Annotated in this window: 21 protein-coding genes, 1 tRNA gene and 1 pseudogene; 14 read left to right on the top strand and 9 right to left on the bottom strand. The window is 62.6% G+C overall.

Going from position 1 to position 26,377, the window contains the following annotated elements; genetic code table 11:
* Positions 1–48: 48 nt before the first annotated feature.
* Both DX923_RS06090 and DX923_RS06095 read right to left on the bottom strand, forming a co-directional pair.
* Positions 49–771 carry a hypothetical protein gene (locus DX923_RS06090; RefSeq protein ID WP_162872814.1) on the bottom strand — a complete coding sequence of 241 codons (723 nt, stop codon included), beginning with the start codon at positions 769–771 and terminating at the stop codon, positions 49–51.
* A 165-nt stretch (positions 772–936) separates the two neighbouring features.
* Positions 937–2,397, bottom strand: coding sequence for a hypothetical protein (locus DX923_RS06095; protein WP_116113435.1), 1,461 nt, complete (start codon positions 2,395–2,397; stop codon positions 937–939).
* Between the two features lie 138 nt (positions 2,398–2,535).
* Between DX923_RS06095 and DX923_RS06100 the strand changes: the two genes are divergently transcribed.
* The 5 genes from DX923_RS06100 to DX923_RS16125 all read left to right on the top strand — a co-directional run bounded on the left by DX923_RS06100 (position 2,536) and on the right by DX923_RS16125 (position 7,830).
* On the top strand, positions 2,536–3,807 hold the full coding sequence (locus DX923_RS06100; protein ID WP_162872815.1) for a deoxyguanosinetriphosphate triphosphohydrolase: 1,272 nt from the start codon (positions 2,536–2,538) through the stop codon (positions 3,805–3,807).
* A gap of 35 nt (positions 3,808–3,842) precedes the next feature.
* Positions 3,843–5,771 (top strand): DNA primase, encoded by a 1,929-nt coding sequence (dnaG, locus tag DX923_RS06105; protein WP_116113439.1) that lies wholly within the window; start codon positions 3,843–3,845, stop codon positions 5,769–5,771.
* Positions 5,768–6,331, top strand: a complete 564-nt coding sequence (locus DX923_RS06110; RefSeq protein WP_116113440.1) for a hypothetical protein — start codon at positions 5,768–5,770, stop codon at positions 6,329–6,331. Before dnaG ends, DX923_RS06110 begins: the two co-directional genes overlap by 4 nt.
* A gap of 73 nt (positions 6,332–6,404) precedes the next feature.
* Positions 6,405–6,480, top strand: a tRNA-Asn gene (locus DX923_RS06115).
* 1,068 nt (positions 6,481–7,548) lie between these two features.
* Positions 7,549–7,830 carry a hypothetical protein gene (locus DX923_RS16125; RefSeq protein WP_162872816.1) on the top strand — a complete coding sequence of 94 codons (282 nt, stop codon included), beginning with the start codon at positions 7,549–7,551 and terminating at the stop codon, positions 7,828–7,830.
* A gap of 961 nt (positions 7,831–8,791) precedes the next feature.
* Here DX923_RS16125 and DX923_RS06130 read toward each other — a convergent pair.
* The 3 genes from DX923_RS06130 to DX923_RS06135 form a co-directional block, all read right to left on the bottom strand.
* Positions 8,792–9,340 (bottom strand): hypothetical protein, encoded by a 549-nt coding sequence (locus DX923_RS06130; protein ID WP_205413109.1) that lies wholly within the window; start codon positions 9,338–9,340, stop codon positions 8,792–8,794.
* A 299-nt stretch (positions 9,341–9,639) separates the two neighbouring features.
* Positions 9,640–9,801 (bottom strand): hypothetical protein, encoded by a 162-nt coding sequence (locus DX923_RS16130; protein ID WP_162872817.1) that lies wholly within the window; start codon positions 9,799–9,801, stop codon positions 9,640–9,642.
* Positions 9,798–11,201 (bottom strand): IS1380 family transposase, encoded by a 1,404-nt coding sequence (locus tag DX923_RS06135; RefSeq protein WP_116113446.1) that lies wholly within the window; start codon positions 11,199–11,201, stop codon positions 9,798–9,800. The genes DX923_RS16130 and DX923_RS06135 overlap by 4 nt, the downstream gene beginning before the upstream one ends.
* A 196-nt stretch (positions 11,202–11,397) precedes the next feature.
* Here DX923_RS06135 and DX923_RS17120 point away from each other — a divergent pair, with 196 nt between their 5' ends.
* Positions 11,398–11,793 carry a VOC family protein gene (locus tag DX923_RS17120; RefSeq protein WP_116113448.1) on the top strand — a complete coding sequence of 132 codons (396 nt, stop codon included), beginning with the start codon at positions 11,398–11,400 and terminating at the stop codon, positions 11,791–11,793.
* A gap of 125 nt (positions 11,794–11,918) precedes the next feature.
* On the opposite strand, the gene DX923_RS06145 is transcribed toward DX923_RS17120, so the two are convergent.
* Together DX923_RS06145 and DX923_RS06150 are read right to left on the bottom strand one after the other, a co-directional pair.
* Positions 11,919–13,475 (bottom strand): PTS transporter subunit EIIC, encoded by a 1,557-nt coding sequence (locus DX923_RS06145; protein WP_116113449.1) that lies wholly within the window; start codon positions 13,473–13,475, stop codon positions 11,919–11,921.
* 103 nt (positions 13,476–13,578) lie between these two features.
* A complete protein-coding gene (locus DX923_RS06150) occupies positions 13,579–14,682 on the bottom strand; it encodes an XdhC family protein (RefSeq protein WP_116113451.1) in 1,104 nt (367 codons plus the stop codon).
* Positions 14,683–14,822: 140 nt separating this feature from the next.
* Between DX923_RS06150 and DX923_RS06155 the strand changes: the two genes are divergently transcribed.
* The 8 genes and pseudogenes from DX923_RS06155 to DX923_RS06190 all read left to right on the top strand — a co-directional run.
* The gene (locus DX923_RS06155; RefSeq protein WP_116113453.1) at positions 14,823–15,425 is read left to right on the top strand and encodes a nucleotidyltransferase family protein; all 603 of its coding nucleotides are present in this window, start codon (positions 14,823–14,825) and stop codon (positions 15,423–15,425) included.
* 142 nt (positions 15,426–15,567) lie between these two features.
* On the top strand, positions 15,568–17,070 hold the full coding sequence (locus tag DX923_RS06160) for a nucleobase:cation symporter-2 family protein (protein ID WP_116113454.1): 1,503 nt from the start codon (positions 15,568–15,570) through the stop codon (positions 17,068–17,070).
* Positions 17,071–17,119: 49 nt separating this feature from the next.
* Positions 17,120–20,173 carry a putative selenate reductase subunit YgfK gene (gene ygfK, locus DX923_RS06165; RefSeq protein WP_116113456.1) on the top strand — a complete coding sequence of 1,018 codons (3,054 nt, stop codon included), beginning with the start codon at positions 17,120–17,122 and terminating at the stop codon, positions 20,171–20,173.
* Positions 20,174–20,177: 4 nt separating this feature from the next.
* Positions 20,178–21,503, top strand: coding sequence for a putative aminohydrolase SsnA (ssnA, locus tag DX923_RS06170; protein WP_116113458.1), 1,326 nt, complete (start codon positions 20,178–20,180; stop codon positions 21,501–21,503).
* Positions 21,504–21,585: 82 nt separating this feature from the next.
* A complete protein-coding gene (locus DX923_RS06175; protein ID WP_116113460.1) occupies positions 21,586–22,353 on the top strand; it encodes an ABC transporter ATP-binding protein in 768 nt (255 codons plus the stop codon).
* Positions 22,329–23,933, top strand: coding sequence for a hypothetical protein (locus DX923_RS06180; RefSeq protein WP_116113461.1), 1,605 nt, complete (start codon positions 22,329–22,331; stop codon positions 23,931–23,933). The genes DX923_RS06175 and DX923_RS06180 overlap by 25 nt, the downstream gene beginning before the upstream one ends.
* Before the next feature lie 499 nt (positions 23,934–24,432).
* Positions 24,433–24,840 (top strand): DDE-type integrase/transposase/recombinase, encoded by a 408-nt coding sequence (locus DX923_RS06185; RefSeq protein ID WP_430732299.1) that lies wholly within the window; start codon positions 24,433–24,435, stop codon positions 24,838–24,840.
* Positions 24,837–25,233, top strand: a pseudogene (locus tag DX923_RS06190) (helicase-related protein); the annotation flags it as partial. The gene DX923_RS06185 and the pseudogene DX923_RS06190, both read left to right, overlap by 4 nt.
* A 51-nt stretch (positions 25,234–25,284) precedes the next feature.
* Here the strand turns inward: DX923_RS06190 and DX923_RS06195 are convergent.
* A complete protein-coding gene (locus DX923_RS06195; RefSeq protein ID WP_116113465.1) occupies positions 25,285–25,485 on the bottom strand; it encodes a hypothetical protein in 201 nt (66 codons plus the stop codon).
* A 357-nt stretch (positions 25,486–25,842) separates the two neighbouring features.
* The gene (locus DX923_RS06200) at positions 25,843–26,049 is read right to left on the bottom strand and encodes a hypothetical protein (protein WP_116113467.1); all 207 of its coding nucleotides are present in this window, start codon (positions 26,047–26,049) and stop codon (positions 25,843–25,845) included.
* Positions 26,050–26,377: the final 328 nt, after the last annotated feature.

Consider the following 26,377-nt stretch of genomic DNA (forward strand, 5'->3'; position numbering starts at 1 on the left):
AGGGGGAACTGGGGGAAAAGCACATCAGGTGAGGTTGGCCGTGACAGGTCAGATGGCGACGACTTCATCACTGTTCGGAGGTACGACTCCTCGGGCGCTGTCCCAGTCTGAGAAGCGTACGAATCCGGTTTGCATATCGAGGGCGATGAGCTGGTTCTTGCCATCTGCGGAGATGATGGCAATTCCTTTTCCACCCCCAGACGGATTGGTCACTTTCCAGACCTTTTTCCCCTCGTGGTCAGCTGACTCGATCTTGAATTTATCCCTCTGGGATGCATAGACGGGAAAGGCTTCGATCGCGTTGGTCAGGACAGCCTTCGTGCTCAATGTGCGGACGTGCCTGGTTGCGGCGGATGAAATTTTGATCCATTTCCCGATTTGCTCTGTGCGCACATCCATCGCAGAGGCTGCGGCCTGATTTTCGGGCTTGACCCAGGATGATCCCGAGACGCTGATGACGTGGAAATGTCCTTCAGATCTGCTCTTGATCATGCTGTCGAACTGACTGTCGTCGAGTTTGCCTCGACTGTCGACCTTGGAGTCGGAGAAGGCGCCGGGTTGATCGCCCTCGATGCGCACAGAAGTGGCTGATTTTGCTTTGGAAAATGCCGCCTCGACCAGCTCAGCTGCTTGAGGTGTTGGAGCTGTTGCGTGGGAGCTTCTTGCGTCGTTACCGGTTTTCGGTGGTACAAGGATGCTGGCCGGAACGCAGCCTGCGAGAGCGAAACCCGCCGTGATTGTTGCGACTGTCGAAGCCACTGAGCGACGCACGGCCGTCTCCTTTTTCTAAAAATCATCGAAGGGTTTTACTCTGGATCGGGACAGAATTCTATCCACATAGGCCATGGGCTGTGTATTCGACTGAAGAGAATCGTAATTCGATTGACTGGCCAAGGAGGCAGTGCGAACCCAAGCTGTGGCTGAGGCTGGAACTGACTACTTTTTCTGTCGGTACCCGATGAGTCCCTTGACTGTCCCGACAACTACCACATCATCGAAATGGGCTCCAATATGCGTGGGGATGGGGAGTTTAACCGGGGCCTCTTTGTCGTTGAGTGAGTAGGTGCGAGCTGGCGGGTTTCGTTTTTTCACAACTTCGCCATTGGCGTGCTTCCAGGTGAGTTCTGGCTCAAAAGGCACCCCTTCCCACTCCCATGATCCTTCTTTCTCGGTGTTTGTCTGCTTGTCTTCTGGAGTTGACCTTTTCCCGTCGGGCATGGATACGAAGATCTGGCCTTCTTGAGTTGTGAAGTGAACGCCTCGATCTCCTTCGAGGGAATGGCTGGGAAGGAGGATGTCATCCTTCGTCTTGCCTAACTTGACTCGCCACATATCTTTGCCGGTTTGTGGATCTATTCGAACAAAATCCGTCTCGATGTCCTTGTACGTGCTGTCTTTTCCTTGGAAGGAGGCGAGCCCGGAAGTGATCTCTATGGCGTAGATATCGGCATCTTTACGTCCCGTGCTCAAAGGGGGAGCGACTCCTGGTCGTTGCCATAGTACTGAGCCATCTTTTTCAGATAGTCCTACCAAGGTATGCATTTCTGAAGCGGGATAGATGGCGTTAAGCGGCTCCCACGTCCGGTCAAGTCTCAGGCCCTGATGCTTCCCGGACAGGATGACGACACCGTGCTCTTCAGGATCTCCATGAGCCTTGATGGAGTACGGGGCCGTACTCCGAGGGAACACCGCTGATTTCTCCACCTCCCAGAGGGGATTGTCACGAACATCCTTGACGCTTTGGCCTGGTGTCTTGATGATCGTTCCCCGGGTGTGCCAGATGCCCCTCCAAATCCAGTCAGCCCCTGGACGCGGTGACACATTGCTGACTTTTCCATCGGCCCCTAACCGCAAGACTCCTTGATCGTTGGCTAACTCGATGCAGGCTGCCTTGCCTCCGCCGCATTCCCAGGGCAGGGAGGCGAAGACCATCGGCTCGGACGCCGCCACCTCCGTCCCCGTTCCTCTCGGATCGAGGAGCACCAGCCTCCCCTGCCAACTCGACGAACCTGCGGACTCTCGGTCGACGAAGGCGACCAGTCGATCATCGATCGTGGTGACCTTGACGAGAAACTCGGATGGAGGTGAATAAGGGGGAGTGACCAGCCTCCGCCATTGACGCTTGCCTGTGGCCGGTTCGACCCCGTACAGCACAACTTCTTTGTTCTCTTTCCCCTGGACCACCGCGACTCCGGCAACCGCAGAAGCGTCATTGAGCGGCTCGATTCCCTGAGCTACCCAGGTCGCCCTCGCACCGCCATATGGTTGGTCGGGCCCTGGCGACTCGGCGTCCGCCCCCTCGTCTGACGGCGAATCGAGCATGCTGGGAAGAAAGCTCGTAGGAGTGCACGATGACAGGGTGAGTGCCAGGCAGACACACAGGGCAAAACGGCGCATCTGTTCACGATAAACGCCGTTTGGACGTTCGTCCCGCTCTGTGCTCGACCAGCGGCCGGATCGTTACCGACCTGCGCTTCTCCGCCATCTCGGCGGCGCCGCCGACATCCCCGACCGAAGACACCTAGAGTGCATGAGATGACCCTCCACGACGCCTACGACACCGCAGACCGCGAACGTTGGGTGGCTGAGGACCCCGCGCAGAAACGCTCCGACCGTGATGATTTCGCACGGGATCGAGCCCGCTTGGTGCACTCGGCCGCCTTGCGCAGACTCGGCGCGAAGACCCAGGTCATGCGCCCCGACGCCGACGACTTCATCCGCAACCGCCTGACCCACTCCCTGGAAGTCGCTCAGATCGGCAGAGAATTCGGCGCCGTGCTGGGATGCTCGGCCGACGTCGTCGACACCGCCTGCCTGGCCCACGACCTAGGACACCCACCCTTCGGCCACTACGGCGAACAGGTCCTCGACGAACTGTCCGCAGACATCGGCGGCTTCGAAGGGAATGCCCAGACGCTCCGCCTGCTCACCCGCCTCGAAGCCAAACGTTTCCACGCCGACGGAACCTCGGCCGGCCTCAACCTCACCCGGGCCAGCCTGGACGCTGCCACCAAATACCCTTGGCCGAGAGGGCAACATCCCACCGGAGGACGTAAGTACGGCGTCTACCAGGAAGACGAAGACGCCTTCACCTGGCTGCGACGAGACGCGCCCGTCGACGGGAAGTACACGCCCCGACGCTGTCTGGAAGCCCAGGTCATGGACTGGTCGGACGACGTGGCCTACTCGGTCCACGACGTCGAGGACGGCGTCGCCGCCGGGCTGATCGACCTGCGAGTGCTCACCTCGGCCGAAGAGATGACACCGGTCTACCAGGCAGCACGCTCCTGGTACGCCGCGGATCTCGACGAGGAGGAACTGGCCGCAGCCACTGCACGCATCCGCGACTCCGGAGCAGCCCCGACCCAGGCCTACGACGGCTCACGTCGCGCGCTGTCCGCCCTGAAAGACATGACCAGCAGGTTCATCGGTCACTTCGTCGCCGAGGTCGAACAGGCCACGCTCGACGTCCACGGACCAGGGCCACATGTTCGTTATGCCGCCGACCTCGTCATCCCCCGAGAGGTCCGCGCCGAATGCACCGTCCTGAAAGCATTGGCCGTGCACTTCATGATGCTCACCCCCGAAAGACACCGGACGATGGACGAACAGCGCACGATCATCGAAGAACTCCACGCCGCGTACACCAGCGCGCCGGAGGAACGACTGGACCCGGTCTTCCTGGCCGACTTCCACGCCGCTCCCGACGACACCCGACGTCGGCGGGTCGTGATCGACCAGATCGCCTCGTTGACCGACATGCGGGCGGTAGCCCTGGCCACCGGCTGGCGGCCTGCGCGGGCCTAGACTCGGCGCACATCGGCACGGGAGGTGGGAGAGAGATGGCTGGGCTCATCAAGGACGAGGACGTCCAAGCCGTCAAGGAGCGCGCGAACCTCGAAGAGATCGTCGGGGAACATGTCACCCTGCGTCGCGCCGGGATCGGCTCGCTGAAAGGGCTGTGCCCTTTCCACGACGAGAAGACCCCGTCGTTCACCGTTCGGCCCTCAGTCGGCTCCTGGCACTGCTTCGGGTGCGGTGAAGGCGGCGACGTCATCACCTTCGTGCAGAAGATCGACCATCTGTCCTTCGTGGAAGCAGTCGAACGACTCGCCGAGAAGAGCGGGATCGTGCTCCGTTACGAGGACGGTGAACGACCGCGGGAAGAGGCCCCCGGACGGCGAACCCGGCTGGTGGAAGCCCACCGGGTCGCTGAAGAGTTCTACGCCGCAACATTGATGAACAGCAAAGAGGCCCGTGCCGGGCGGGACTTCCTCCGAGGCCGGGATTTCGACTCCCAGGCGGCAGCTCGCTTCGGGGTCGGCTACGCGCCCAGACAAGGCGAAGCCCTGGTCGCACACCTGCGCGGCAAGGGCTTCGCCGAGGAAGAACTGGTCGTCTCCGGGCTGGTCGGGCGCGGCACACGCGGGCTGTACGACCGTTTCCGCGGGCGCCTGGTCTGGCCCATCCGGGAGATCACCGGCGACACTGTCGGCTTCGGCGCGCGAAGGTTGTTCGACGACGACCGTATTCAGGCGAAGTACCTGAACACCTCCGAGACGCCGATCTACAAGAAGACCTCTGTGTTGTACGGCTTGGACCTGGCGAAGAAAGCGATCTCCCGGGAGCGTACGGCGGTCATCGTCGAGGGGTACACCGATGTGATGGCCTGCCACCTGGCCGGGGTGGAAACAGCCGTGGCGACCTGTGGCACCTCTTTCGGGGTCGACCACATCAAGATGTTGCGGCGGATCATGCGTGACGAAGCCGGGGGAGTCCCCGCCCGGGCCGTGTTCACCTTCGACGGTGACGAAGCCGGACAGAAAGCCGCGATGCGGGCTTTCGACGAGGACCAACGCTGGACCAGCCAGTGCTACGTGGCTGTCGCCGACGCCGGCCAGGACCCGTGCGAATTGCGGATGCGTGGCGGAGAACTGGCGGTACGCGGCTTGATCGAGGACGCGGTGCCGATGTTCGAATTCGCGATCCGTACCGTCTTGGCCCGACATGATCTGAGCACTGTCGAGGGGCGGGTGGCCGGCATGCGGGCGGTGTCGCCGGTGATCGCCGGGATCCGTGACCGGTCGCTGCACCACGAGTACATCCGCACGGTCTCCGGCAGGATCGGAGTGGATATCGAACAGCTCGCGAGGGAAGTCGCCCGGGCTGATCGACATCGGTCTGCAGGAGGGCGGGGGCGCGCACATCCGGTCGTCGCAGCGCCCCAGGAGGCCTCTGCGGCGGCTGCCACGGGCTCTCCGGAGGGGGGAATGCTGCCATCGCCGGACATGAGCGTGCCGTCGGTCTTCCTGGCCGCGCAGTTCCTGCAGTTGCTCTTGCAGTATCCGCGGTTGCTGCCGGCCGAGGACGTCGCCCGGATCGAAGAGAGTTCGTTCGCGGCGTCGGCTCACCGGGTGATCTTCGAATCGGCTTCCCGGGCCGGTTTGGAGGTCGCGCATCGGCAGTCTGCCGCTGCCTGGGTGGAGCAACTCACCGCCGGTTGTCCTCCGGAAGTCCACCAGCTCGTGGTCGCGCTTTCGGTCGCAGAGATCCATGCCCGCCGAGACCCGGGATCGGGGGATCCCGATCAGCGCTACGTGGACGAGATCGTTTTCCGGATGCGTGAGCTGGGGCTGCGCCGAGCGATCGACGATGCGACGGTGGGGCTGCGTCGTCTGGAGAACGCCGACCCTGAGGGCGCTCGTGCGCAGGCGATCGAGTTGACTCGTCGACAACAGGAACTGGCTCGACTACGGGAGAGATATTCATGAGGTGGCCGGGGCGCGGACGTGAGGAACAGCTTCCGGAGGAGATCGCCGGACAGGTGGCTCTTCCCTCGGGGGACCGGCTGCTGGCGTGGTCGCGTGACGCAGCCTCCGGGGCCTACCTGGTGGCTTCCTTGTACGCGCTTCACCATGTGCCGGTCGCGGCGGGGGATGATCCGGTGGCGGCGATACGGCGAGGGGAGCCGTGGTCCCGTCCGTGGCGGGACATTGCCGCCGGGGCGTGGGATCCAGGGACGAAGACGCTCACGGTGACATGGTCGGACGGTGCACGGCCGGTCATGTGGACCTTGGCGGACGACAGCGTCCGTCTCCCCGCTGTCCTGCACGACCGGGTGCGGTCGAGCGTGTACGTGATGGCCCCGGTGCGGATGGGGGAGTCCGACCTGGGGCGGGTGGCTCTGCGTCGCGATTTCGAGAAGGGCACCTTGGTCGAGCAGGTGACCTTGAAGAGGGGACGGGCCTCGCAGGATCCGGAGGTCGCGGAATATGCCCAACTTCTCTTGCGTGACCTGCGGGAACAGGCTGGACTCCCAGTCGCTGAGTGATGTCAGCGCTGTGGCTGTCCACGTCCGGTTTCGCTCTGAGGGCATTCTTTTGCTAGAGTCCTGATCGCTGCGATCCCCCATAGCTCAACTGGCAGAGCATTCGACTGTTAATCGAAGGGTTATTGGTTCGAGTCCAATTGGGGGAGCCAGACCTTCGAAGGGGCGCCTCATCATCCGTGATGAGGCGCCCCTTCGCTATGTCCGTACTCCGTCGTGCATGAGCGGCCGCGCCGGGGCCCGATCCGCGGACAGAGGGTCGGTGTCGCCGCAGCGATCAGCTGAGTGGAGTTGTCGGGGCGAACTTCAGCCGCACTCAGGGGCAGCGGACAGACAAGCAGAGGCCCTGATGTATGACGAAGCCGTTACGCTCGTGTGGATGGACGCCCGGCCAAGGCAAGGGAAGTGGACCAGCAGCGAAAACCGCAGAGGTGGACGGTGTTCCTCTGTGAGCATCCCCACGGGATCACCATCTTCCGGTGGCTTCAGTGGAATCTGTAAATTGAGTTGAATGTCGGTATGTCATCAAGAGAAAATCCGGAGGGTACTCCCTCTTCGAATTCCTGTCTTGCTTTTCTGATACTTGCTTTTGGGTTGGCATGTGATATTCACGGTGAGCTCACCCTGGTGAGGGACGGAACGATTCTCCTGGCGGTTGGAATCTCTACATACTCCCTGCAATTGGGTCTTAAGAAAAGGGATCCAACTGGGGCTGTAATTTCTGCAGCTGTTTTGATTCTCTGTCTGGTTGTAGTGGCATCCCTGGTGTTAAGAATATTTTAGAGTTTTCTGCAGGGGTGGGGTGAGAGCCAGGATGGGGGAGTAACTTTCACCAGAACTTATGCAGGAATCTGCATGGCTAATCTGCTGGCTCACGGCAAGGTGCATGAGGCGCAGAAGGCTTAAATGCTGCAAAAAGTTCAATCTAGAAATGCGAAAGAGAGAGCCGATGTTCAGCCTTGTTGCTGTCGCGTATATCGCGAAGAGTGTCGCTAGTCGTTGATTCGTTGGCAGTAGCAGGCCGGGGTTTCGAGGATCTGCTCGGCGGTCTTGGTCCATGCGAAGGGCTTGGGGGCGTGATTTCTACCCCAGGTGTCATCCTGGTTGTTTCTGTGAGGAAAGCTGGGTTTGATTATTCAGCAAGTTCGCAGCAAGCGGCTTTCTTTCTTTCAGTGGTCGACTGAATGATAGCCCCGAGCAGGATCAGCTGAGGGGGCAGGATGGCATGTATCGACCCAGATGTGGCAGCGGCCACCTGCCAGTCCCACAGCATGAAAAACGCAAGGGACAGAGCTAATGCGACACTATTGAACCCTGTCGAAATTCTATCGGGCCAGCCATTCAAGGTAAAGGCCAGTCCTGCCGACGCCCACATGATCAAAGAAAAGCATCCAAGCGGGACCCAGCTTCCTGGGAATTCATTAACTCCCAGGAAGAAATCTGTCAAGCAGATTAAAAAAGTAGCAACTGGAATGATTTTCATTCGTATGCAATGGGGTTGACTAGCCATCTCTCGGGATGCCCATTTTTAGTCGTTGACTTCCTGGTGGAACGATACGGATTTCGTTGTCTCGACGAATACCTCCGGGCCGGGTTTAGTTGCTTGACCCACGCCCCAATCCTATGCGACAAGCGCAAAAATTAGCTGCATAAGTTCATGAAGACATGGACTTATGCGGCAGATGTGTCTGACGTGCGTGATGACGACAGCGGTGGCGACTATCTCAGGCAGAACCTGCACTCAGGGCAGCGTTGATGTCGCTCTTCAGCGCATCGGCCTGGGAGTTCGCAGCTTCTTTGCCCGTTGACGTCTGCTCGGTGCTCTTGCGTTCCTCATCGGCCTGCTGCCCATCCGCCAGCGGTGCTGATCATCCGACTCCCGACCCGGTGAACGCAGATCCCACCGTTGGGTGGTTGACGTCGACCACGGCGACGTCGCGCGGAGGGCGCTGTCGAACCGGTTGCTGCCCAACGCCGTGGTGGAGAATCGGGCACGCCCACGCCGCCCGCCGTGCCTCGACGCCGCTCCACGGGCCGTTACCGGCTCATCCCACGGTCTCGGGCTCGATTTGGATCGAGGTCGCGACGAGTTCGTTCCAGGTGGCTCAAGCTCTGCACGACGGCTCCCGGATCGATTCCCCAGGGGGCGCAAAAGGCTGCTGCCTTACTTGACTCTAAAATTTTTCAACTTACTTCTTAGAGCTATGCGATCCGAACAACGTAAACAACATCCCAATAATCGCCGGAGCAGCTGCTATAACCCAAGCGTCAACATCCGCCGCGAGAATCGCTAACGAGACCGCATATGCCACGGCTGCGGCAGCGAAGAACTTTCGACTCTTCGGGGAGTGGCGCTCCACAAAAGGATGATCGGGGTGAAACTCACCTGCCGCTCTCAATGCAGTCAAGTTCAGGACTATGCACGCAAGGAGGATCAGGGCAGGGAACCAGAGCTGACTCATCTTAAGAGGAGAGTCGAATGATCATGGCCAAGACAGCAGCAATGAACTTCGTCCTCATCCATTGCGATGTAAGGGCGCCGATCACAGGTCCACCCGCACAGCCGAAGATCGCGTTCGAAACCCACGTGGGAGGGGGGATATTCTGGTTCGCCCGGCTGGCAAGATCCTGGATGGCGGAGGCAGGCAAGGAGCTGAGTGCACCCTTGGCGCACCAAGCAACGGCAGCTACAGCAATGGCGGCGACGACAGGAAGTGCACGAGGCGCTGGCCCGATCAATTCATATTGAACCTCAACGCCATCCAGAGCTCTGATGATCTCATCAGAGAGATACCCCGAGTCGATAAGAGACTGGGCCTCCTGAATGTCTTGATAGGTCAACTGTGCAACAGGGGCGACAGGGCACTGGCGTCGTCGACCATGAGCCGGAGCATGCTCAGGCAGCCGCCTTTCCTTTACTGCGGCCTGCGCAGACCGTGAAGGAACAGATGCAATTGGTACGGTCAGGGCCACAATACCCAGGGTCAGGGCGTTGCGCCGTGGGAGATCCATCTCGTTTCCTCCCTGATGTCCAATATAATTGTTTTAGGTTATCAGGCCTGACCTGGGCGTGGGGTCGAAACGGTCCTCGATTTCACTGTTGCCGAGCCGTTCGTCAGCGCTGGCGGGTCAGGTCTCATGCTCACCCACATTCCGCCTGGTCAACGGTCCCGTTATCTAGCCGTGTTTAATCTTGGCTTCGGGGGAGCAACCATCCTTGGGCCCCCGCTGATCGGGGCTGCCGTAGCTCATATACAGGTGAGTGGCTATGCACTCGCAGGGGGATTCGTAGCCCTAGCCCGGATGTTTCATCAGGGCGCGGCGTCGGTGTAGTCGGCGCCGTTGCCGTTGTTGTGGGGTGAATTCTGGCAGGTGGGTACGACAGTGGCCGGGATGTCGCTGCCGGTGGGCGTCGTTTTCCACGAACGAGGGTGTCTCGGGGTTGGTAGGGGTTGGTTGAGTGCGCTGGTCAAGGCGGTGACAGTGCGCTCAGGTTGGTCCACGCGGTGGTGAACAGCCCGGCCCATGGGGCGGTGTTCTTGATGTGGAGGACCCGTTGCCGGGCGGTGCGCGCGAGGGTGGCGGCGATGGTGAACAGGCGGTGGCGCAGGGTCTTGGGTTCCCACCGGCGCGCGTCGTGCCCGGTCAGGGCGAGCATGGCCATCCACGCCAGGAGATCGTTCGCGAGCTGCACGATCAGGAGCCAGACGCGGTTCTGCGCGAAGCCTTGCAGGGGCAGGTTGGTCAAGCCGGTGTCTTTGGCGATCCGGATGCGGTCTTCGCAGCGGGCCCGGCGGCGGTGGCGCAGCTCCAGGTCAGCCAGTTGCCCGCGGGTGGTGTTGGTGACGAACGCGGTCAACCGGTAGCCGGCGACGTCATCGAAGCGCAGTTGCGCGCCGGGGTGGGGCCGTTCCCGGCGCACGATGATCCGCATCCCCGGTGGGTAGCCTTTCAGCTTGCCGGCGCCGGTGAGCAGGTCGGTGAACTCGGCTACGTCAGCACCCTCGCGTACGGCGCCGTCGGCGTTGTACGCGCCCTGCCACACCTGCTCGGGAATCAGGTTGTACAACTCGGGGGTGTTCGCGGGCAGGGTCCAGCCGATGGAGTACGACAGGCCGCGGCGGTGCAGGAACCCCAACAGCTTCCGAGTGCCCCCGGCGCCGTCAGTGCGGATCAACACCTTCCTGCCAGGCCGGGACGCATCGGTGTCGGGCAGTGCGGCCAGGACCGCCTTGATGACATGTTCATGGTCGGCGGCCGTGTTCGAGCCGGCGTTCCCCGGGCGCAGCAACATCGCCAACGCCTCCCCGCTCCCCTTGGGACCGTGGTCGACGAAGGCGCACAGTGGGTGGAACCCGTAGCCACGTTTAAAGGTTGGCGCGGCCTGCTCCTTCTCGGAGTGGGCCCTCACCAACGTGGCGTCCAGGTCGATGACCAGCGGATTCGCGGCGTCGATGCCGTGGTTCGGGGCGTGCCGCCCGGCCAGCGCCCACACATGGGCGCGAGCTACCGCCCGCGCACCTGCAACGGCCTTCTCGACCCTAGCCACGTCGGCGGCCAGCGCGGCGATGGTGCGGCAGATCGTGGCGTCTGAGGCGACCGGCCCGTACACCCCCGGTTCGGCCCGCAACAGGGCCGCGTCCCGGCAGGTGTCCCCACCCAACGCCAGTGACATCCCCAGATCCAGCAGGACCTTAGCCGGGTCGTGCCTGGCCAACGGCTTCCGCCACGGAAGCAGTGCCTGACTCAACGCCCGGTCCAGACCCGATACGCGCGCCGTCTTTGTCAACAGGACCCCACCGGCCTGAGCGACCGCTGGCACCGCCGCGGTGTCGACCCGGACATGGGGGTAGAGCCCGCTACGCTTACTCACCTGGGAAGTGCCCTTCTGATCCTGCGGATACTGACGTCGAAATCAACATCCTTGCAGGTCAAGGGCACTTCTCATGTCACGGCACGCTCAACACCACGAAATCTCCGGGCTAGCGCTCATGTCCGCCCGGCTGACCCCGGGGCCGTACTACCGGTTTTCACAGTGACCCCTCAAAGAGAAGCGAGGAAAACAAGCTATGAAACATGGATACGAAGTATTCCATCAGGATGTCCGGGTCCCTGCGAAGTTTTACGTAACCGTTTTGGGGTTTACTCTAAGCGAAGAGCCTTGTCCCGCGGATGCGGAGGATACGACCGTCCATCGTGGGGAACTGCGAGTCGGATGTAGCAGAGACCCTCAGGCCGACACACGTTCACGTAAACCGCCCGTGGGTAGCGAGATCGTACTGCAGATGGATGACGTCCACGCGGAATACGAGCGGGCCCAGTCCGCTGGATGGCCGATCGAGGATGCTCTACAAGACCGTCCCTGGGGTATGACAGATTTCCGAATCTTCGATCCCACGGGTCAGTACATCCGCATCACGAGCCCGTCGACGACCCAACCATCAGCATCACAGGCATCTAACTGAACGGTATTGGGGCTAGCGCTATGTGACAAGCACGAAAATTAGCTGCATAAGTTCATGAAGACATGAACTTATGCAGCAGACCCATGTGTCTGACGTGCGTGATGACGACAGCGGTGGCGACTATCTCAGGCAGAACCCGCACTCAGGGCAGCGTTGATATCGCTCTTCAGCGCATCGGCCTGGACCCCGAAAACAGCTTGGACGTTGTTGCCGACCTCGATGACCCCCGCCGCGCCCAGAACCTTCAGCCGGGCTTTGTCGACCTTCTTCTTGTCAACGACCTCGACCCGGAGCCGGGTGATGCAGGCATCGACATCGATCAGGTTCGACCGGCCGCCAAAGGCCGCGATCAGCTCCTCAGCCTGGGAGTTCGCGGTTTCTCCGCCCGCCGGCGCCTGCTCGGTGCCCTTGCGCTCCTCATCGGTCTGCTGCCCATCCGCCGGCGGCGCCTCTGCAGGCTGATCATCCGACTCCCGACCCGGTGAACGCAGATCCCACCGCTGGATCGCGAACCGGAAGATCCCGTAGTACAGGAAGAAGAAGACGACTCCCATGCCGATCAGCAAAGGGATGTTCTTCGCCGCGGGTGCCGTCCCGAAGAGCAACAGGTCGATGAGCCCCGCCGAGAAGGAGAAGCCCAGATGGATGTCCAGGGCATAGGCCACGGCCAAGGAGACACCGGTGAGGACGGCGTGGATGAGGTAGAGCGGGAAAGCGGCGAACATGAAGGCGAACTCCAGCGGTTCGGTCACACCGGTGAGGAAAGCGGTCGCGGCTGCCGCGGAGAGGATTCCGGTGGCGAGCTTCTTCTGCCCAGGCCTGGCCGCGTGGATCATGGCCAATGCGGCTCCGGCCAACCCGAACATCAGGATCGGGTAGAACCCGGCGGTGAGACGGCCGGCAGTGGGGTCATTGGCGGCGAAGCGAGTGAGTTCGCCGGTGACGACACCACCGGCAGCGGGGTACTCGCCGTAAATGAACCAGACATAGGTGTTCAGGATGTGGTGCAGGCCCAGGGGGATGAGTAACCGGTTGACCACTCCGTAGACGAAAGCCCCGATCACGCCGGTGCCGCCGATGAACTGCCCCGTCCCGGTCAGCGCTGAGTTGAACAGCGGGTAGCAGTAGCTCATCAGGAAACCGACGAACAAGGTCGTCAAGGAGACCACGATGGGGACGAAACGGCGCCCGCCGAAGAAGCCGAGATAGGCAGGCAGCTGAATGGTGTGATAGCGGTCGAAGAGCCGCGCAGTGATCAGGCCGACGACGATGCCCGCGAAGATGTGGTAGTTGATCAGCACGGGTTTGCCTGCGGCGTCGACCTGCCCGGCCAGTACGACCGGGGACATCGAGGTGAAGACGGCGTCGATGACCAGGTATCCGGCCACTGCGGACAAAGCGGTCGAACCGTCGGCCTTCTTGGAGAAACCGATGGCGACCCCGACAGCGAAAAGCAAGGGAAGGTTCTTGAAGACCGCGCCGCCGGCCGCGCTCATCGCGGCGAAGAAGGGTGCGACCACCGGGATGTCTATCGATCCCAGCACATCGGGCTGCCCCAGACGGAGCAGGATCCCCGCTGCCGGGAGCAAGGCGATGGGGAGCATCAGGCTCTTGCCGAGACGTTGCAGCTGGGCGAACCCAGGTGCGCGTAGTCGTGGACGGGGTGTGGCGATGGTAGACATGCGGGTCTTCCTGGGCGTGATCCTGCGCGAACGACGGTGTTCGACCAGTCGGTGGTGACCGACCAGGGATGTGACGCCTTGACAGTACAACTCAGAGTGGTGCTCAATCCGTCGACCCGTGGATCGACGCCGTGGTCCGGCTGAGGGGGAGCCCGCTGCCACCGCGGTGCAGGGCCACGATTTCCGCAGCGATGGACACCGCGGTCTCCTCAGGGGAGAGACCTCGCAGGTCCAACCCGATGGGGGAGCGTAACCGGGTGAGTTCCTGCTCGCTGAGCCCTTCGTGGCGGAGCCGGATGGCGCGGTCCTCGTGGGTGCGCCGACTGCCCAGGGCTCCGATGTACCGGGCGGGTCTGCGAAGCGCACGCACCAGGAGAGGGACATCGAACTTGGGGTCGTGGGTGAGTACGCAGATCACGGTGTGATCGTCGGTCTCGGTGCGGTCGAGATAGCGGTGGGGCCAGTCGACGACGATCTCGTCGGCCGCGGGGAAGCGTTCTGCCGTGGCGAAGGGGGCACGGGCGTCACAGACGGTGACGTGGTACCCGAGGAAGGTGCCCATACGGCTGAGTGCGACGGCGAAGTCGACTGCACCGAAGATCAGCATGCGGGGTGACGGACGGTGCGCCTCCACCAGGAAGGTCTTCTCGAGTGCACCGGAGAGCCGGACCAGTTCGGTGCCGCCGTCGGAGATGAGGGCCAGCGCCTGATCGCGCAGGTTCGCGTCGAGGAACGGACTTCCGGTGAGGGATCGATCGGTTGCGGCGGACGGGTCGATGAAGAGGTGGTGGGGGCCAGGCTCGTCGTCGGTGTCTGCGATGGGGATGCGGGTGGCCAAGGCGCAGGTGCGGTGACCTCGGACGGCGGCGTGCAGATCCTCCAGAAGTCCTCTCAGGTGGTCGTCGGCGCGGTGGACGACCACCTGGATGCTGCCGCCGCAGGCCAGGCCGACGGAGAAATCGGTCTCTTCCGTCCCGTATCGGGCGGTGCGGCTGCGTCCATCGGCGAGGACCTCTCGGCTGAGTTCGATCAGGGCTCCTTCGACGCAGCCGCCGGAGACACTGCCGATGATCGCTCCGGTCTCGGACAGCGCCATGCTGGAGCCGGCGGGGCGTGGCGAGGAGTCCCAGGTACGAGTGACGGTGGCGATGGTGAATTCGACACCGGTGGAACTCCATCGGTGGAGTTCGTCGATGATGTCCCGCACGTGGGCTCCTCCGTGAGAGGCGGGCGCCGCTGCTCGCCGTGGAAAAGTCAGGGCGATGGTCCTCCCACGTCCCTGACCGGTCCGAGAAACTTTAGCCAAAGTATAGGGATAGGTGTCCGGGTGAGGGGAGGGGTTCGCTGATGTTCCTCGGTGGTGATGAGAGGGGGCGGAACGTGGTCGGTCCGGTGGTCGGGGTACTGCTCGCTGCCGGCGGCGGCCGTCGTTTCGGGATGCCGAAGGTGATGGCGCAGGACGGTGGCTGGCTTCGGCTGGCCGTGGAAGCTCTGGCCGAGGGCGGATGCGACCACGTACTTGTGGTGCTCGGAGCGGCGGTGGTGGAGGTTCCTCCGCCGGGTGTCGCCGTGGTCAACCCGGACTGGGGCAGTGGTCTGTCCTCTTCGGTTCGAAGCGGTATCGCCGCAGCTCAGAGGCTAGGTGCGAGTCGGCTGGTGATTCATCTGGTGGATCTGCCAGGTGTCGGTCCAGAGGTGGTCCGTCGGGTGCTGGCGGCTTCGGTCGATGCGTCTGTGGTGCGGGCCGGGTACCACGGTGAGCCGGGGCATCCGGTGTCCTTGCCCGGTGACTGCCTGCCGGAGTTGTCGGCGGCTTTGGTCGGTGATCGGGGTGCGGGTGCGTGGCTGTCGAGTCGTCCGGAGATGCGGCTCGTTGCCTGCGAGGACCTGACGGATGGGGTGGATCAGGATACGCCGGGCATTTCGAAGTCAAAACCCTATCGGGAGTAGTGAACTGAATCACATTCGCGGATCCGTACGAACGTCCCGGTCGACTTCGGCGCAGAATGACTATGAGCAATGTCTAGCATCCATTGGCAAATGTTAGGTAGTCCTTAGTTTTAGTTTGGGCAGTCTCCGCGGAGGAACGTTCATGTCGATCAAGGCCACCGAAAGCCCCGACGAAACCACACCCCGCCCGCCCACGGACAGACCCGAAGACGAAACCATGAGCTGGGGAGGACTCCTCGGCTACGGCATGCAACACATCATGTCGATGTTCGGCGGCATCATCAGCGTGCCCATCCTCATCGGCGGCGCCGCAGGGCTCGACCACGCCGGAAAAGCCTTCCTGCTCTCCTGCGCGCTCTTCGTCAGCGGCATCGCCACCATCCTCCAGTCCTACGGACTGCCCTACCTCGGCTCCCGGCTCCCCCTCGTCCAAGGCATCTCCTTCGCCTCGGTCTCCACCCTGCTGACCATCATCAGCTCCCACCACGACAAGACCGACGGTCTACGCTCCGCCTTCGGCGCCTGCATCGTCGCCGGCCTCATCTCCTTCCTCGCCGTCCCCCTCTTCGCCCAGATCATCAGATTCTTCCCCCCGGTCGTCACCGGCTCCATCATCACCGTCATCGGCATCTCCCTCATGCCCGTCGGCGCCAAATGGATCACCGGACAACCCATGCTCAACGGGACACCCAACCCCCGATTCGCCAATACCGCCGACCTCGCACTCGGTCTGAGCGCGCTGGCGATCGTCCTCGTCCTCAGCCGCATCAAATGCGTTGCCCGGCTCTCCGTCCTCCTCGGGCTCCTCCTGGGCACCCTCGTGGCCATCCCCTTCGGAAAAGTAGCCGTTCCCGACCTGACCGCAGCGAAACCCCTCGCAGTTCCCACCCCGATGCATTTCGGCCTGCCGCTCTTCGAAAGCGCCGCCATCATCAGCATGCTGATCGTCTTCATCGTCGTCATGGTCGAGACCACCGCCGACATCGTCGCCGTCGCCGAAGTCGTCGGCACCGAATGCCCCAGCAAACGCGTCGCCGACGGACTCCGCGCCGACATGCTCAGCTCCACCCTCGCCCCCGTCTTCAACACCTTCCCCGCCACCGCCTTCGCCCAGAACGTCGGACTGGTCGCCCTCACCGGCGTCAAGAGCCGCTACGTCGTCACCGCCGGCGGCGTCATCCTCGCGCTCCTCGGACTCTCCCCCTGGCTCGCCGCAGTCATCGGCATGATCCCCCTACCCGTACTCGGCGGCGCCGGACTCGCCCTTTTCGGCTCCGTCGCCGCCTCCGGTATCCGCACCCTCTCCAAAGTCGACTTCGACGGCAACAACAACCTGCTCATCGTCGCCGTGTCCATCGCCTTCGGCGTCATCCCCAGCGTCGTCCCCGGCTTCTGGAACCAGCTCCCCTCCGGCATCCACCTCGTCCTCGAATCCGGGATCAGCGCCTGCGCGCTCGTCGCCTTCCTGTTGAACATCTTCTTCAACATGCTCGGCAAAGGCGCCGACTCACCCGTCGCCCACCTGCGCGCGCACGCACCGGCCCGCGCCGTCGACCACCACAGTCTTGCCGCGCTACCCGCCGGCCAGGCCAGGCCCCGTACGATCCGGAGAACTCCGGCCAAGAACCCCGAACACACATCCTGACCGTCACGAACACGCCGCCACCACAGCACAACCCCGGAGGACCATCGACATGGGTGACCTGATGCGACCACTCTCCTTCGACCACCTGATGAGGTGGGCCCAGGAGGAACTACGAACCGACCGGTCGATCTTCGGGGTGCGCCGCGACCACTTCTGGAAAGCCACCGAACCGAGGCTGATCACCAATGCCTTCGGGGACCGGCTCGCGCTCCCGCTGGGCCCCGCCGCTGGGCCGAACACCCAGATGGCCCACAACATCCTGGCCTCCTATCTCGCCGGGGCCCGCTTCATGGAGCTCAAGACCGTGCAGAAGATGGACGGCGAAGAGATCCGACAGGCCGTTCCCAAACCCTGCATCGACGTGCAGGACGAGGGATACAACTGCGAATGGTCCACCGAGCTGACCGTTCCCCAGGCCTTCGACGAGTACGTCCGCGCCTACTTCGCCATCGCAGTGTTCTCCCGCGAATGTGAACTGGGGAGCCTGGACGACGTCGCCTTCAACATCAGTGTCGGCTACGACCTCGAGGGCATCCGAGGCGAGAAGATCGACACCTATCTCGACCGGATCACCGATGCCTCGAACACCCCGGTGTGGCACGAATGCTTTTCCTGGGTCGAGGAGCACCTTTCCGAGTTCACCCATTTCACCCGCGAAGACCTCGATCGGATCGACCCCCGCCTCAGCAGATCCGTCACCTTGTCCACCCTGCACGGGTGCCCTGCCGACGAGATCGAACGGATCGCCGTCCACCTGTTGGTGGAGAAGGGGTTCAACACCTTCGTCAAAGGCAATCCGACGATGCTCGGATACGACTATGCGCGCAGCTCACTGGACCGGCTCGGATACGAATACCTCACCTTCGACGACCACCATTTCGTCGCCGACCTCCAGTTCGAGGATGCGGTCCCGATGTTCCACAGGCTGACTGCGGTCGCGCAGGAGAACGGTCTGCGTTTCGGGGTGAAGCTCACCAACACCTTCCCGGTCCAGGTCGCCGCGGACGAGCTTCCCTCCGAAGAGATGTACATGTCGGGGCGGAGCCTGTACGTCCTGTCCCTCTCTCTGGCGCAGAAACTTTCGCACGCCTTCGAAGGAAAGCTGCCGATCTCCTTCTCCGGAGGGATCGACGCCTTCAACATCGCCCAGGTCCTGCGCACCGGCATCCAACCGGTCACTGTGGCCACCACCATCCTGAAACCCGGTGGGGTCACCCGGTTCAACCAGCTCGCCGATGAGGCCGCCGGAGCCATGTCGGACTACAGCGGCATCGACGTCGACGCGCTCGACCAGGCGGTGGAAGACCTTTTCGCCGGTGAGCGGTACCACAAACGGTGGCGGGAGAAGATCCGCTCGCGGAAGACCTCGACGGCGCTCCCGCTCACCGACTGCTTCAAAGCGCCCTGCGAACACGGAGGATGCCCGGTCGAACAACAGATCCCCGAATACCTGGCGTTGACGGCAGCAGGCCGGTTCACCGAGGCCTTCTCCGTGATCGCCCTCGACAACACCTCACCGACCGTGACCGGGGTGCTCTGTTCCGAACAGTGCCGGGAACACTGCACCCGCCTCGACTACGACATCTCCATCGACATGCGCGGGGTCAAGCTGACCGCTGCCGACGGCGCCCAGGAGGAGTACATCGCGCGCACCGTGAGCCCGGACCTGCGCACCACGGCGAGAACGGCCGTCATCGGTGCCGGACCGGCCGGAATCGCAGCGGCGATCTTCCTGCGTCGCAACGGGATGGAGGTCGAGGTCTTCGAGAAACTCAGTCACCCGTACGGCATCGTCAGCCACATCATTCCCGGCTTCCGTATCGACCGGGAACAGATCGACCGCGACTACCGCCTAGCCACATCCCTGGGAGTGCAGTTCCATTTCGAGGCAGACCCCGACTTCGACGTCGTCGAGCTGAAGAAGGAGTACAGCCACGTCGTCGTGGCCATCGGCGCCTGGGGGAAGGGGCAGAGCCCCGTCCGAGAAGGACAAGAACATGTCCTGGACGCACTCGACTTCCTGTGGCAGACCCAGAACGAGGACGGACACGACTACGGCCGCAGGGTCGCCGTCATCGGCGCCGGTGATGTCGCCATGGACTGCGTACGCACGGCTGCTCGTTGGCCCGGAGTCGAGGCGGCCGAGCTGGTCTACCGGCGTACCGAACCTTTCATGCCGGCCACCCAGCACGAGGTCAACACGGTGCGCGCCGAAGGCCTCACCATGCACGAACTCATCGCTCCGGTCTCCTACGACGGCAACACCTTGCGCGTCGAGAAGATGACACTCGGGCCGGTCGACGCCAGCGGACGACGCTCGGCCACCGGCACCGGCGAACACCTCGACATGCCCTTCGACACCGTCATCGGTGCGACCGGCGCCACCGTTCGCAGCGGTGACTACACCCGCAACGGAATCGAACTCGACGCCCGCCGACACCCCGTCGTCGACGACCACCTCGCATGCACCGTGCCCGGGGTCCACGTGATCGGCGACGGACGACGTGGTCCGGCCACCATCGTGCAGGCCATCGCCGACGCGAAGGTCGCCTGCCGGGCCATCCTCGAATCAGAGGGCATCGTGCCCGACTACGCCCGTCCGCATCTCACCGTGCACCGCCCCGCCGCGGACGTCTACGCCCGCCGTGGGCTGATGATCGCCGAGATCAACGGACGCAAGGAAGGAGAACGCTGCCTGACCTGCCAGGACATCTGCGAGATCTGCACCGAGGTCTGCCCTAACCGGGCGAATGTCGCCATAGCCGTACCCGGTTTCGCGGACTCCCGCCAGATCGTCCACCTCGACGGGCTGTGCAACGAATGCCACACCTGCGGCACCTTCTGCCCGCACGCCGGACTGCCCTACAAGGACAAGCTCACCGTCTTCTGGAATCAGTCCGACTTCGAGGAATCCACCAACCCCGGCTTCCTGCACACCGGTGGACGCGCCTACCTGGTCAGGCTGCCCGGCGGCGACGTCACCCGGTACGACCGGGAACAGGACACCGGCACGGCAGACCCGTTGACCGTCGAGATGGCGGCTGTTCTCGACCAACTCGAGAGCCGCTACTCCTACCTGCTGGCCCCCACCGTGAAGGCGTGACGACATGATCATCGGAAATGGCCCGGTCATCACCCACGACCCGGACAACCCCTTCATCGAGAACGGCGCGATCCGCATCGAGGGCGACACCATCGTCGATGTCGCCCCGGACACCGAACTGCGAGCTGCTCACCCCGAGGAGAAATACGTCGACGTGGCCGGGCGAGTCATCATGCCCGGCCTGATCAATGCACACACCCACGCCTACAGCCATTACGCGCGAGGCATGGCGGCCAGCGAACAGGGCACCACCTTCACCGGGGTGCTCGAGAAACTCTGGTGGAAACTCGACCGACTGCTCGAACTCGAGGACGTCGAGCTCAACACGTCCACGACCTTCGTCGAATCGATCCGCAATGGCGTGACCACCGTCGTCGATCACCACTCCAGCCCGTACGCCGTCACCGGGTCGTTGACGACCCAAGCCGAAGCAGCCCGAGCGCTCGGCATCCGCGCCAGCCTCTGCTACGAAACCTCGGACCGGGACGGACCGGAGATCCTCGCCCGACAGATCGCGGAGAACATCTCCTTCATGAAGGAGGCCGCAGCATCCTCCGACGACCTGGTCAAAGGGCTTTTCGGTCTCCACGCCTCGTTCACCGTCTCCCCGGAGACCCTGGAACGTTGCGTGACCGCCGTCCGTGACGCGGGTGTCGACGGCTTCCACGTCCACACCGCCGAAGGCCCCGAGGACGAACCGGCCTGTGAAGGACTCACCGGACAGCGCATCGTCCGACGTTTCCACGACGCCGGGATCCTCGGCCCCCGGACGATCCTGGTGCACTGCGTCCACATCGACGAGTCCGAACGGGAACTCATCAAGGAGACCGACACCTCCGTCGTCACCAACCCCCACTCCAACATGGGCAATGCCGTCGGCGTGACCAAGGTCGTCGAACTGCTCCGGGCCGGTATCCGCTGCGGCCTGGGCACCGACGCCTACCTGTCCGACATGTTGGCCTCGGCCTCCGTGGCGAAGATCGCCCAGAGCCACCGACTCGGCGACCCGACCGTAGGCTTCATGGAAGCGGCCACCCTGCTCTTCCAGAACAACCCGGCCATCGCCGCCCAGTACTGGAAGAAACCTCTCGGAGTCTTCGCCCCGGGCGCCTATGCGGATGTCATCACCCAGGACTACCTGCCGCAAACGCCCCTGAACGGCGACAACGCCCTGGGACACCTGCTCTTCGGGATGGCCGGCGCGCTCACCCACGACACGATGGTCGCCGGGAAATGGATCATGCGGAACCGACAGATCCTCACCGTCGACGAGGCAGAACTTTTCGCCCGCTCCCGCGCTCGCGCCCCCAGGATCTGGGCCCGCATGTAACTCACGACGCCGGGGGTCTTTTCCAGAGCGACATCGGCCTGGAAAAGACCCCGGCGTTGATTCGCATGTTTGACTGAACCTCATGACTCAGGCCTTGGAACTTGCAGGATTAGGGAAGTCCTTCGGTAACAAGGCTGCTGTCGACCAGCTCTACTTGGCCGTCCCCAAGGGGGTGCTCTTCGGGCTGGTCGGTCCGAACGGCGCAGGCAAGACGACGACCTTGTCCATGGCGACCGGGCTGTTACGCCCGGATGTGGGGACCGCCCATGTCCTCGGGCACGACGTCTGGGCCGAACCGGCCAAGGCCAAGGCCTTGATGGGGGTGATGGCTGACGGGATGCGACTCTTCGACCGGCTTTCCGGGCGTGAACTCCTGCGCTACACGGGCCTGTTGCGGAGCATGGACCCTGCCGAGATCGACCGGCGCAGTGCCGATCTCCTGGACGCTCTGGGGCTGTCCGGTGATGCGGACACCGTCGTCGCGGACTATTCCGCCGGGATGACCAAGAAGATCTCTCTGGCCTGCGCACTCCTCCACGCCCCAGGTCTGCTCGTCCTGGACGAACCTTTCGAATCGGTCGACCCGGTCTCCGGGGAGGTGATCCGGACGATCCTGCGCAGCTACGTCCGTTCAGGAGGGACCGTGGTGCTCTCCAGTCATGTCATGGAGCTGGTCGAACATCTCTGTGACGGTGTCGGAGTCATCGCCAACGGGCAGGTACTGGCCGTCGGTGCCACTCAGGACGTCTGCCAAGGCGTGTCGTTGCAGGAGCGTTTCCTGGCCCTGGTCGGTGTTTCGTCCGGCGATGAAGAAAGCGGTCTGACATGGTTGCAGTCCTCGTCCGACTGAAACTGGCCCTGCTGGGCCGGTCGTTCCGGCGTAGCGGGTGGTCCGCCTTCGGGATGGTGCTGGCCTATCTGTGGGCCGGATCGATCGTGCTTCCGCTCGGTCTGCTTCTCGTCTTCGCTCGTGGCGTGGACAGCGCTGCACTGGGGACGGTGGTCGTCCCGGCGTTCGCTCTGGTCACTTTCGGCTGGCTTTTCCTTCCTCTGCTCTTCTTCGGTGTGGACGAGACCCTCGATCCGGCGCGGTTCGCGTTGTTCCCGTTGACTGCCCGCCGGTTGCTGCCGGGCCTGGTCGTCGCCTCCTTCATCGGTGCGCCTGGGGCTGCGCTGCTGGTGCTCTCGCTGTGCCTGGTCATGGTCTGGAGTACAAGCCTGGTGACCACGGTGGCTGCTGTGGTCGCGGTGCCTCTCGGCGCGGTGACCTGCATTCTGATGAGCCGAATGTTGACCACCGCGCTCTTCGGGTCGTTGAGTTCTCGGCGTACCAAGGAGAAAGCAGCGGCGGTGGTGGCTTTGGGTGCGATGTTCCTCGGGATAGGGATGCAGCTCGCGGTGAAAGCAGTGCCCTTGCTCTTCCAGGGAGGGCAGCCGTCGGATTCGGCGCGGGTGATCGTGGGATTCGCGTCGTGGTCGCCCTTCGGGTGGGCGTGGTCGGTGCCTTACGACCTGGCGACGGGCCGTCCTGTCCTCGCCCTGGTGCATCTGGGGTTGGCCTGTGCTTTGGCTTTCCTGCTGTTCCGATGGTGGGAGCATTCTTTGGACCGTGCGCTCCTGGCTCCAGGGGCCGGTGAGGGCCGGGCCGAGATCATCCGGGACAAGGGACGCCTGGAACAGCTTTTCGGGCTGACACCGCGGGGTGCCGTCGCAGCCCGGGTGGTACGTACTTTCCTGCGAGACACCAGGATGAAGGTGCAGCTGATCAGCACGGCGGCCTTGCCGCTGATCATGATGGCTCCCACGTGGGTGGCCGGGTCGTTCTCGGAGGGTGATGCTTCCTTCGCCGCGGCGATGTCGGGGCCCGTGGTGGCGGCGATGGCGGGGGTGCTGCTGCTCAGCAGCTTGGCGATGGATGGGACTGCGGCCCACATCCATGTCTTGTCCGCACTGCCCGGAAGCGACGACCGGTGGGGGCGGGTCTGGGCGCATCTGTTGTTGACCAGCCCGCTGGTCCTGCTCGCGCTAGTGGCCACGGTGTTCTTCGCGTCGGATATGGGGCAGTTCTTCGTCGTGACCGGTGTGACCTTCTGTGTGTTGTTCACCGGGTTGGGGGTGTCTGCTTGGGCGAGTTCGTTCGCACAATGGCAGGTGCCGCCTTCGGGTGGGAATGTTTTCCAGTCGGGCAGCGGGGAGAAGACCAGCTCGTTGGTGGTGACCTTGATGTATTTCCTCGGAGCCGTCGTGTGTTTGTTGCCGGTGATGCTTCTGGTGTTCGTTGTCCTGCAGGGTTCTTCAGGGGTAGGGCTGGTGTCACTGTTTGTCGGCCCGCTCTGGGGGACGGGGGTCCTTTGGGTCGGATGCCGTTGGGGTGGCGCGGTGCTGGACAGGCGGTGGCCAGAGGCTTTGGCGTCGATGCAATCCAGGTGAGCGGTCAGTCCTGTTCGTCAGGGGAGTCTTCCGGCTTGGTCAACGGCATTTCGGCGACGATCGTGGATCGTTTCATTGTGATGAGAAATGCCATCCTTGATGGCGAGGGTCAGCCAGGCGATGGATATCATGAAGGCAATAATGAAAGAGATTGCGTACTTACCAGTGCTTTTTATCTGCGTGACTTTTACGGGATTAGGTCTGTCCAACGGTTTCCGCCACAGCGACAATCCGTCCCTGAGCGGGGTCTCCAGGCCCGCGGACGCCTGGTGCGTGTCAACAGTATCTCGCCCTCATGGCCGGCCACAGGCGCGGCGGTGGCCTCGACTCGGACTTGGAGCAAGGGCCAGCACGCTGAACCACCTGAGAAGCACCCTTGAACTGAACTGATGCCGGTCATAGCTGCAATGGTAGGTGGCACCTGAGCGGGCCGGTCCACGATGACCTGGTGCAATGCATCTTCACCGCCGAGCGACTCAATGAGCTGTGGCTCACCGACATGACGGAACAATCCACCGCTGAGGACAAGCTTCATCTGTGTGCGGTCAAGGATGCCTGCTCAGGCTGGATCGTGGGCTACTCGGCGGAATCGCGGATGAATGCGCGGCTGGCGGGGAATGCGGTCGAGAAGGCTGTGGTCCATCACAGTGATGTGGCCGACTGCATCGTTCACTCGGACAGAGGATCGCGATTTCGGATGAGGAAGCTGGTCCACACCTTGAACCGGCACGGCCTGGCCGAGTCGATGGGGCACGTAGGCACTGCCGGGGGTAACGCCGGAAACCCTCCTACATGCGACGAGGACTGCTATGGCCATAATCTTTCGCAGTACGGTCAGCGCCAGCTGACCCCCGCTATACCAATCGCAGGGCCGGAGCTACGGACAGCCGCCGTACGGACAGTATGACCCCCGACCTGCAGGCGAGCCGCCGCCTCGGCTTGACCGCGACGCTCATCTGCGAGGACGGCTGCGAGTCCGAAGTCTTCTCCCTCATCGGGCAATATCTCGACCAGCTGCGCACCATGGCCGAGCAGCTCGGGGCTGGCCTCATCGCCGGGGAAACTCACGTCGTCCAGCGCCAGAAAACTCTTCGACTCCTTCAGCCACGGTGAGGTCGCCACTCTGGTCGTGTCCAAGGTGCGAACTTCTCCGTCGACCTGCCTGAAGCTTCCGCGGCGATCCAGGTCAGTGGGCGCCGAGTTCGCAGCTCACAGGCAGCGCTTCCTCGCGGAACAGGACTGCACCTACCGCATCGTCGACGTCGATGGCCTACCTCATCTCGACCCGGCGAGCGACTGACAGGCTCGACAACGACCGGATGTCACCGTCGTGTCGACGGCTCACGCTCAGTCAGAATTGCTCCGCTTTCACGGCGCCCTTGTCAGTGCCCCTCTTCCACTCAATTAACGCGCCCAGAGCGGCACCGAGGAGGGCGCCGCCCAACGGGCCGATGGAGAGCGTCGAACCGACGGCCACCCCGAAGATCAGACCCCAACCGACGAACATGGATCTGTTGTAACGCCTGAGGGTTTCCCGCGTACTCTTTTCCATGTCTACCTCTGAGACATCTGATGCGGTGGTGGATGGTCTTATCTGTCTGCTGCACAGACTGGGAACTCCCAGTTCAAGAAGCACTGATACCCCTTCGCCCCTCCCGGCGAGCTGCGCGGCGCAGCCCAATTGCCAGAAAAAGGACGGCGTAGGCGGCCAACCCGCTCCACCCTGCACCTGGCTACCCCCAGGTGCGTTCCAGGGCAGCGTTCGTCATGGCCCACACCTTGAGAAGCTCTGACTCGAGCTGAGTCCCCTATTGCATCAAGGACCTTGCCACCTGCAGGGAAATTTCGTGTCGACTTCTACGGCGCACCACCCAAAGGCAAATTATTCTATGCGAACTCGCATTATCTATTAGTGATCGTGGGCTACTTCATTGTGATAAGAAATGCCATCCTTGATGGCGAGGCCCAGCCAGGCGATGGATATCATGAAGGCAATAATGAAAGAGATTGCCCCCACTGTAGGATTGGATTTTCCAGCCACTTGAGAAATAGCCATCATCGCCGCCAGCGTGATTGCGAAAAAGATTGCGCACCTGCCTGTGCTTTTTATCTCCATGACTGTTTGGCTCCAGTTCCACTTCCAGTAGGTCCGGATCGCTGCCGTCGTGAGCCCGTGCGCCTCCGTGGCTTGCGGCTGACATGTAGAGTATACGCATGAAATGAATCAGATGGAAATTTACTTTTTTTACTATATAAAATTATAGAAGTATTAGATGTGGCGTATATTTCATGTTTAAACGATTTATGATGATATGCTTGATTCAGCATGATTTTTGCGGGATCAGGCCTGTCCAACGGTTTCCGCCACAGCGACAATGCGTCCCTGAGCGGGGTATCCAGGCCCGCGAACGCCCGGTGCGTGTCAGCAGCACCCCGCCCGAATG

It is taken from the genome of Austwickia chelonae, from assembly GCF_003391095.1.
Classification (GTDB): Bacteria; Actinomycetota; Actinomycetes; order Actinomycetales; family Dermatophilaceae; genus Austwickia; species Austwickia chelonae_A.

What these genes read in the sequence shown, in the direction of transcription:
- DX923_RS06200 (WP_116113467.1), bottom strand. Translation starts at nt 26,049, where the DNA reads ATGGAGATAAAAAGCACAGGCAGGTGCGCAATCTTTTTCGCAATCACG.
- dnaG (WP_116113439.1), top strand. Translation starts at nt 3,843, where the DNA reads ATGGCTGGGCTCATCAAGGACGAGGACGTCCAAGCCGTCAAGGAGCGC.
- DX923_RS06155 (WP_116113453.1), top strand. Translation starts at nt 14,823, where the DNA reads ATGTTCCTCGGTGGTGATGAGAGGGGGCGGAACGTGGTCGGTCCGGTG.
- DX923_RS17120 (WP_116113448.1), top strand. Translation starts at nt 11,398, where the DNA reads ATGAAACATGGATACGAAGTATTCCATCAGGATGTCCGGGTCCCTGCG.
- DX923_RS06110 (WP_116113440.1), top strand. Translation starts at nt 5,768, where the DNA reads ATGAGGTGGCCGGGGCGCGGACGTGAGGAACAGCTTCCGGAGGAGATC.
- DX923_RS06160 (WP_116113454.1), top strand. Translation starts at nt 15,568, where the DNA reads ATGTCGATCAAGGCCACCGAAAGCCCCGACGAAACCACACCCCGCCCG.
- ygfK (WP_116113456.1), top strand. Translation starts at nt 17,120, where the DNA reads ATGGGTGACCTGATGCGACCACTCTCCTTCGACCACCTGATGAGGTGG.
- DX923_RS16125 (WP_162872816.1), top strand. Translation starts at nt 7,549, where the DNA reads ATGGCATGTATCGACCCAGATGTGGCAGCGGCCACCTGCCAGTCCCAC.
- DX923_RS06175 (WP_116113460.1), top strand. Translation starts at nt 21,586, where the DNA reads ATGACTCAGGCCTTGGAACTTGCAGGATTAGGGAAGTCCTTCGGTAAC.
- DX923_RS06130 (WP_205413109.1), bottom strand. Translation starts at nt 9,340, where the DNA reads ATGGATCTCCCACGGCGCAACGCCCTGACCCTGGGTATTGTGGCCCTG.
- DX923_RS06195 (WP_116113465.1), bottom strand. Translation starts at nt 25,485, where the DNA reads ATGGAAAAGAGTACGCGGGAAACCCTCAGGCGTTACAACAGATCCATG.
- DX923_RS06185 (WP_430732299.1), top strand. Translation starts at nt 24,433, where the DNA reads ATGACGGAACAATCCACCGCTGAGGACAAGCTTCATCTGTGTGCGGTC.
- DX923_RS06100 (WP_162872815.1), top strand. Translation starts at nt 2,536, where the DNA reads ATGACCCTCCACGACGCCTACGACACCGCAGACCGCGAACGTTGGGTG.
- DX923_RS06180 (WP_116113461.1), top strand. Translation starts at nt 22,329, where the DNA reads ATGGTTGCAGTCCTCGTCCGACTGAAACTGGCCCTGCTGGGCCGGTCG.
- DX923_RS06145 (WP_116113449.1), bottom strand. Translation starts at nt 13,475, where the DNA reads ATGTCTACCATCGCCACACCCCGTCCACGACTACGCGCACCTGGGTTC.
- ssnA (WP_116113458.1), top strand. Translation starts at nt 20,178, where the DNA reads ATGATCATCGGAAATGGCCCGGTCATCACCCACGACCCGGACAACCCC.
- DX923_RS06095 (WP_116113435.1), bottom strand. Translation starts at nt 2,397, where the DNA reads ATGCGCCGTTTTGCCCTGTGTGTCTGCCTGGCACTCACCCTGTCATCG.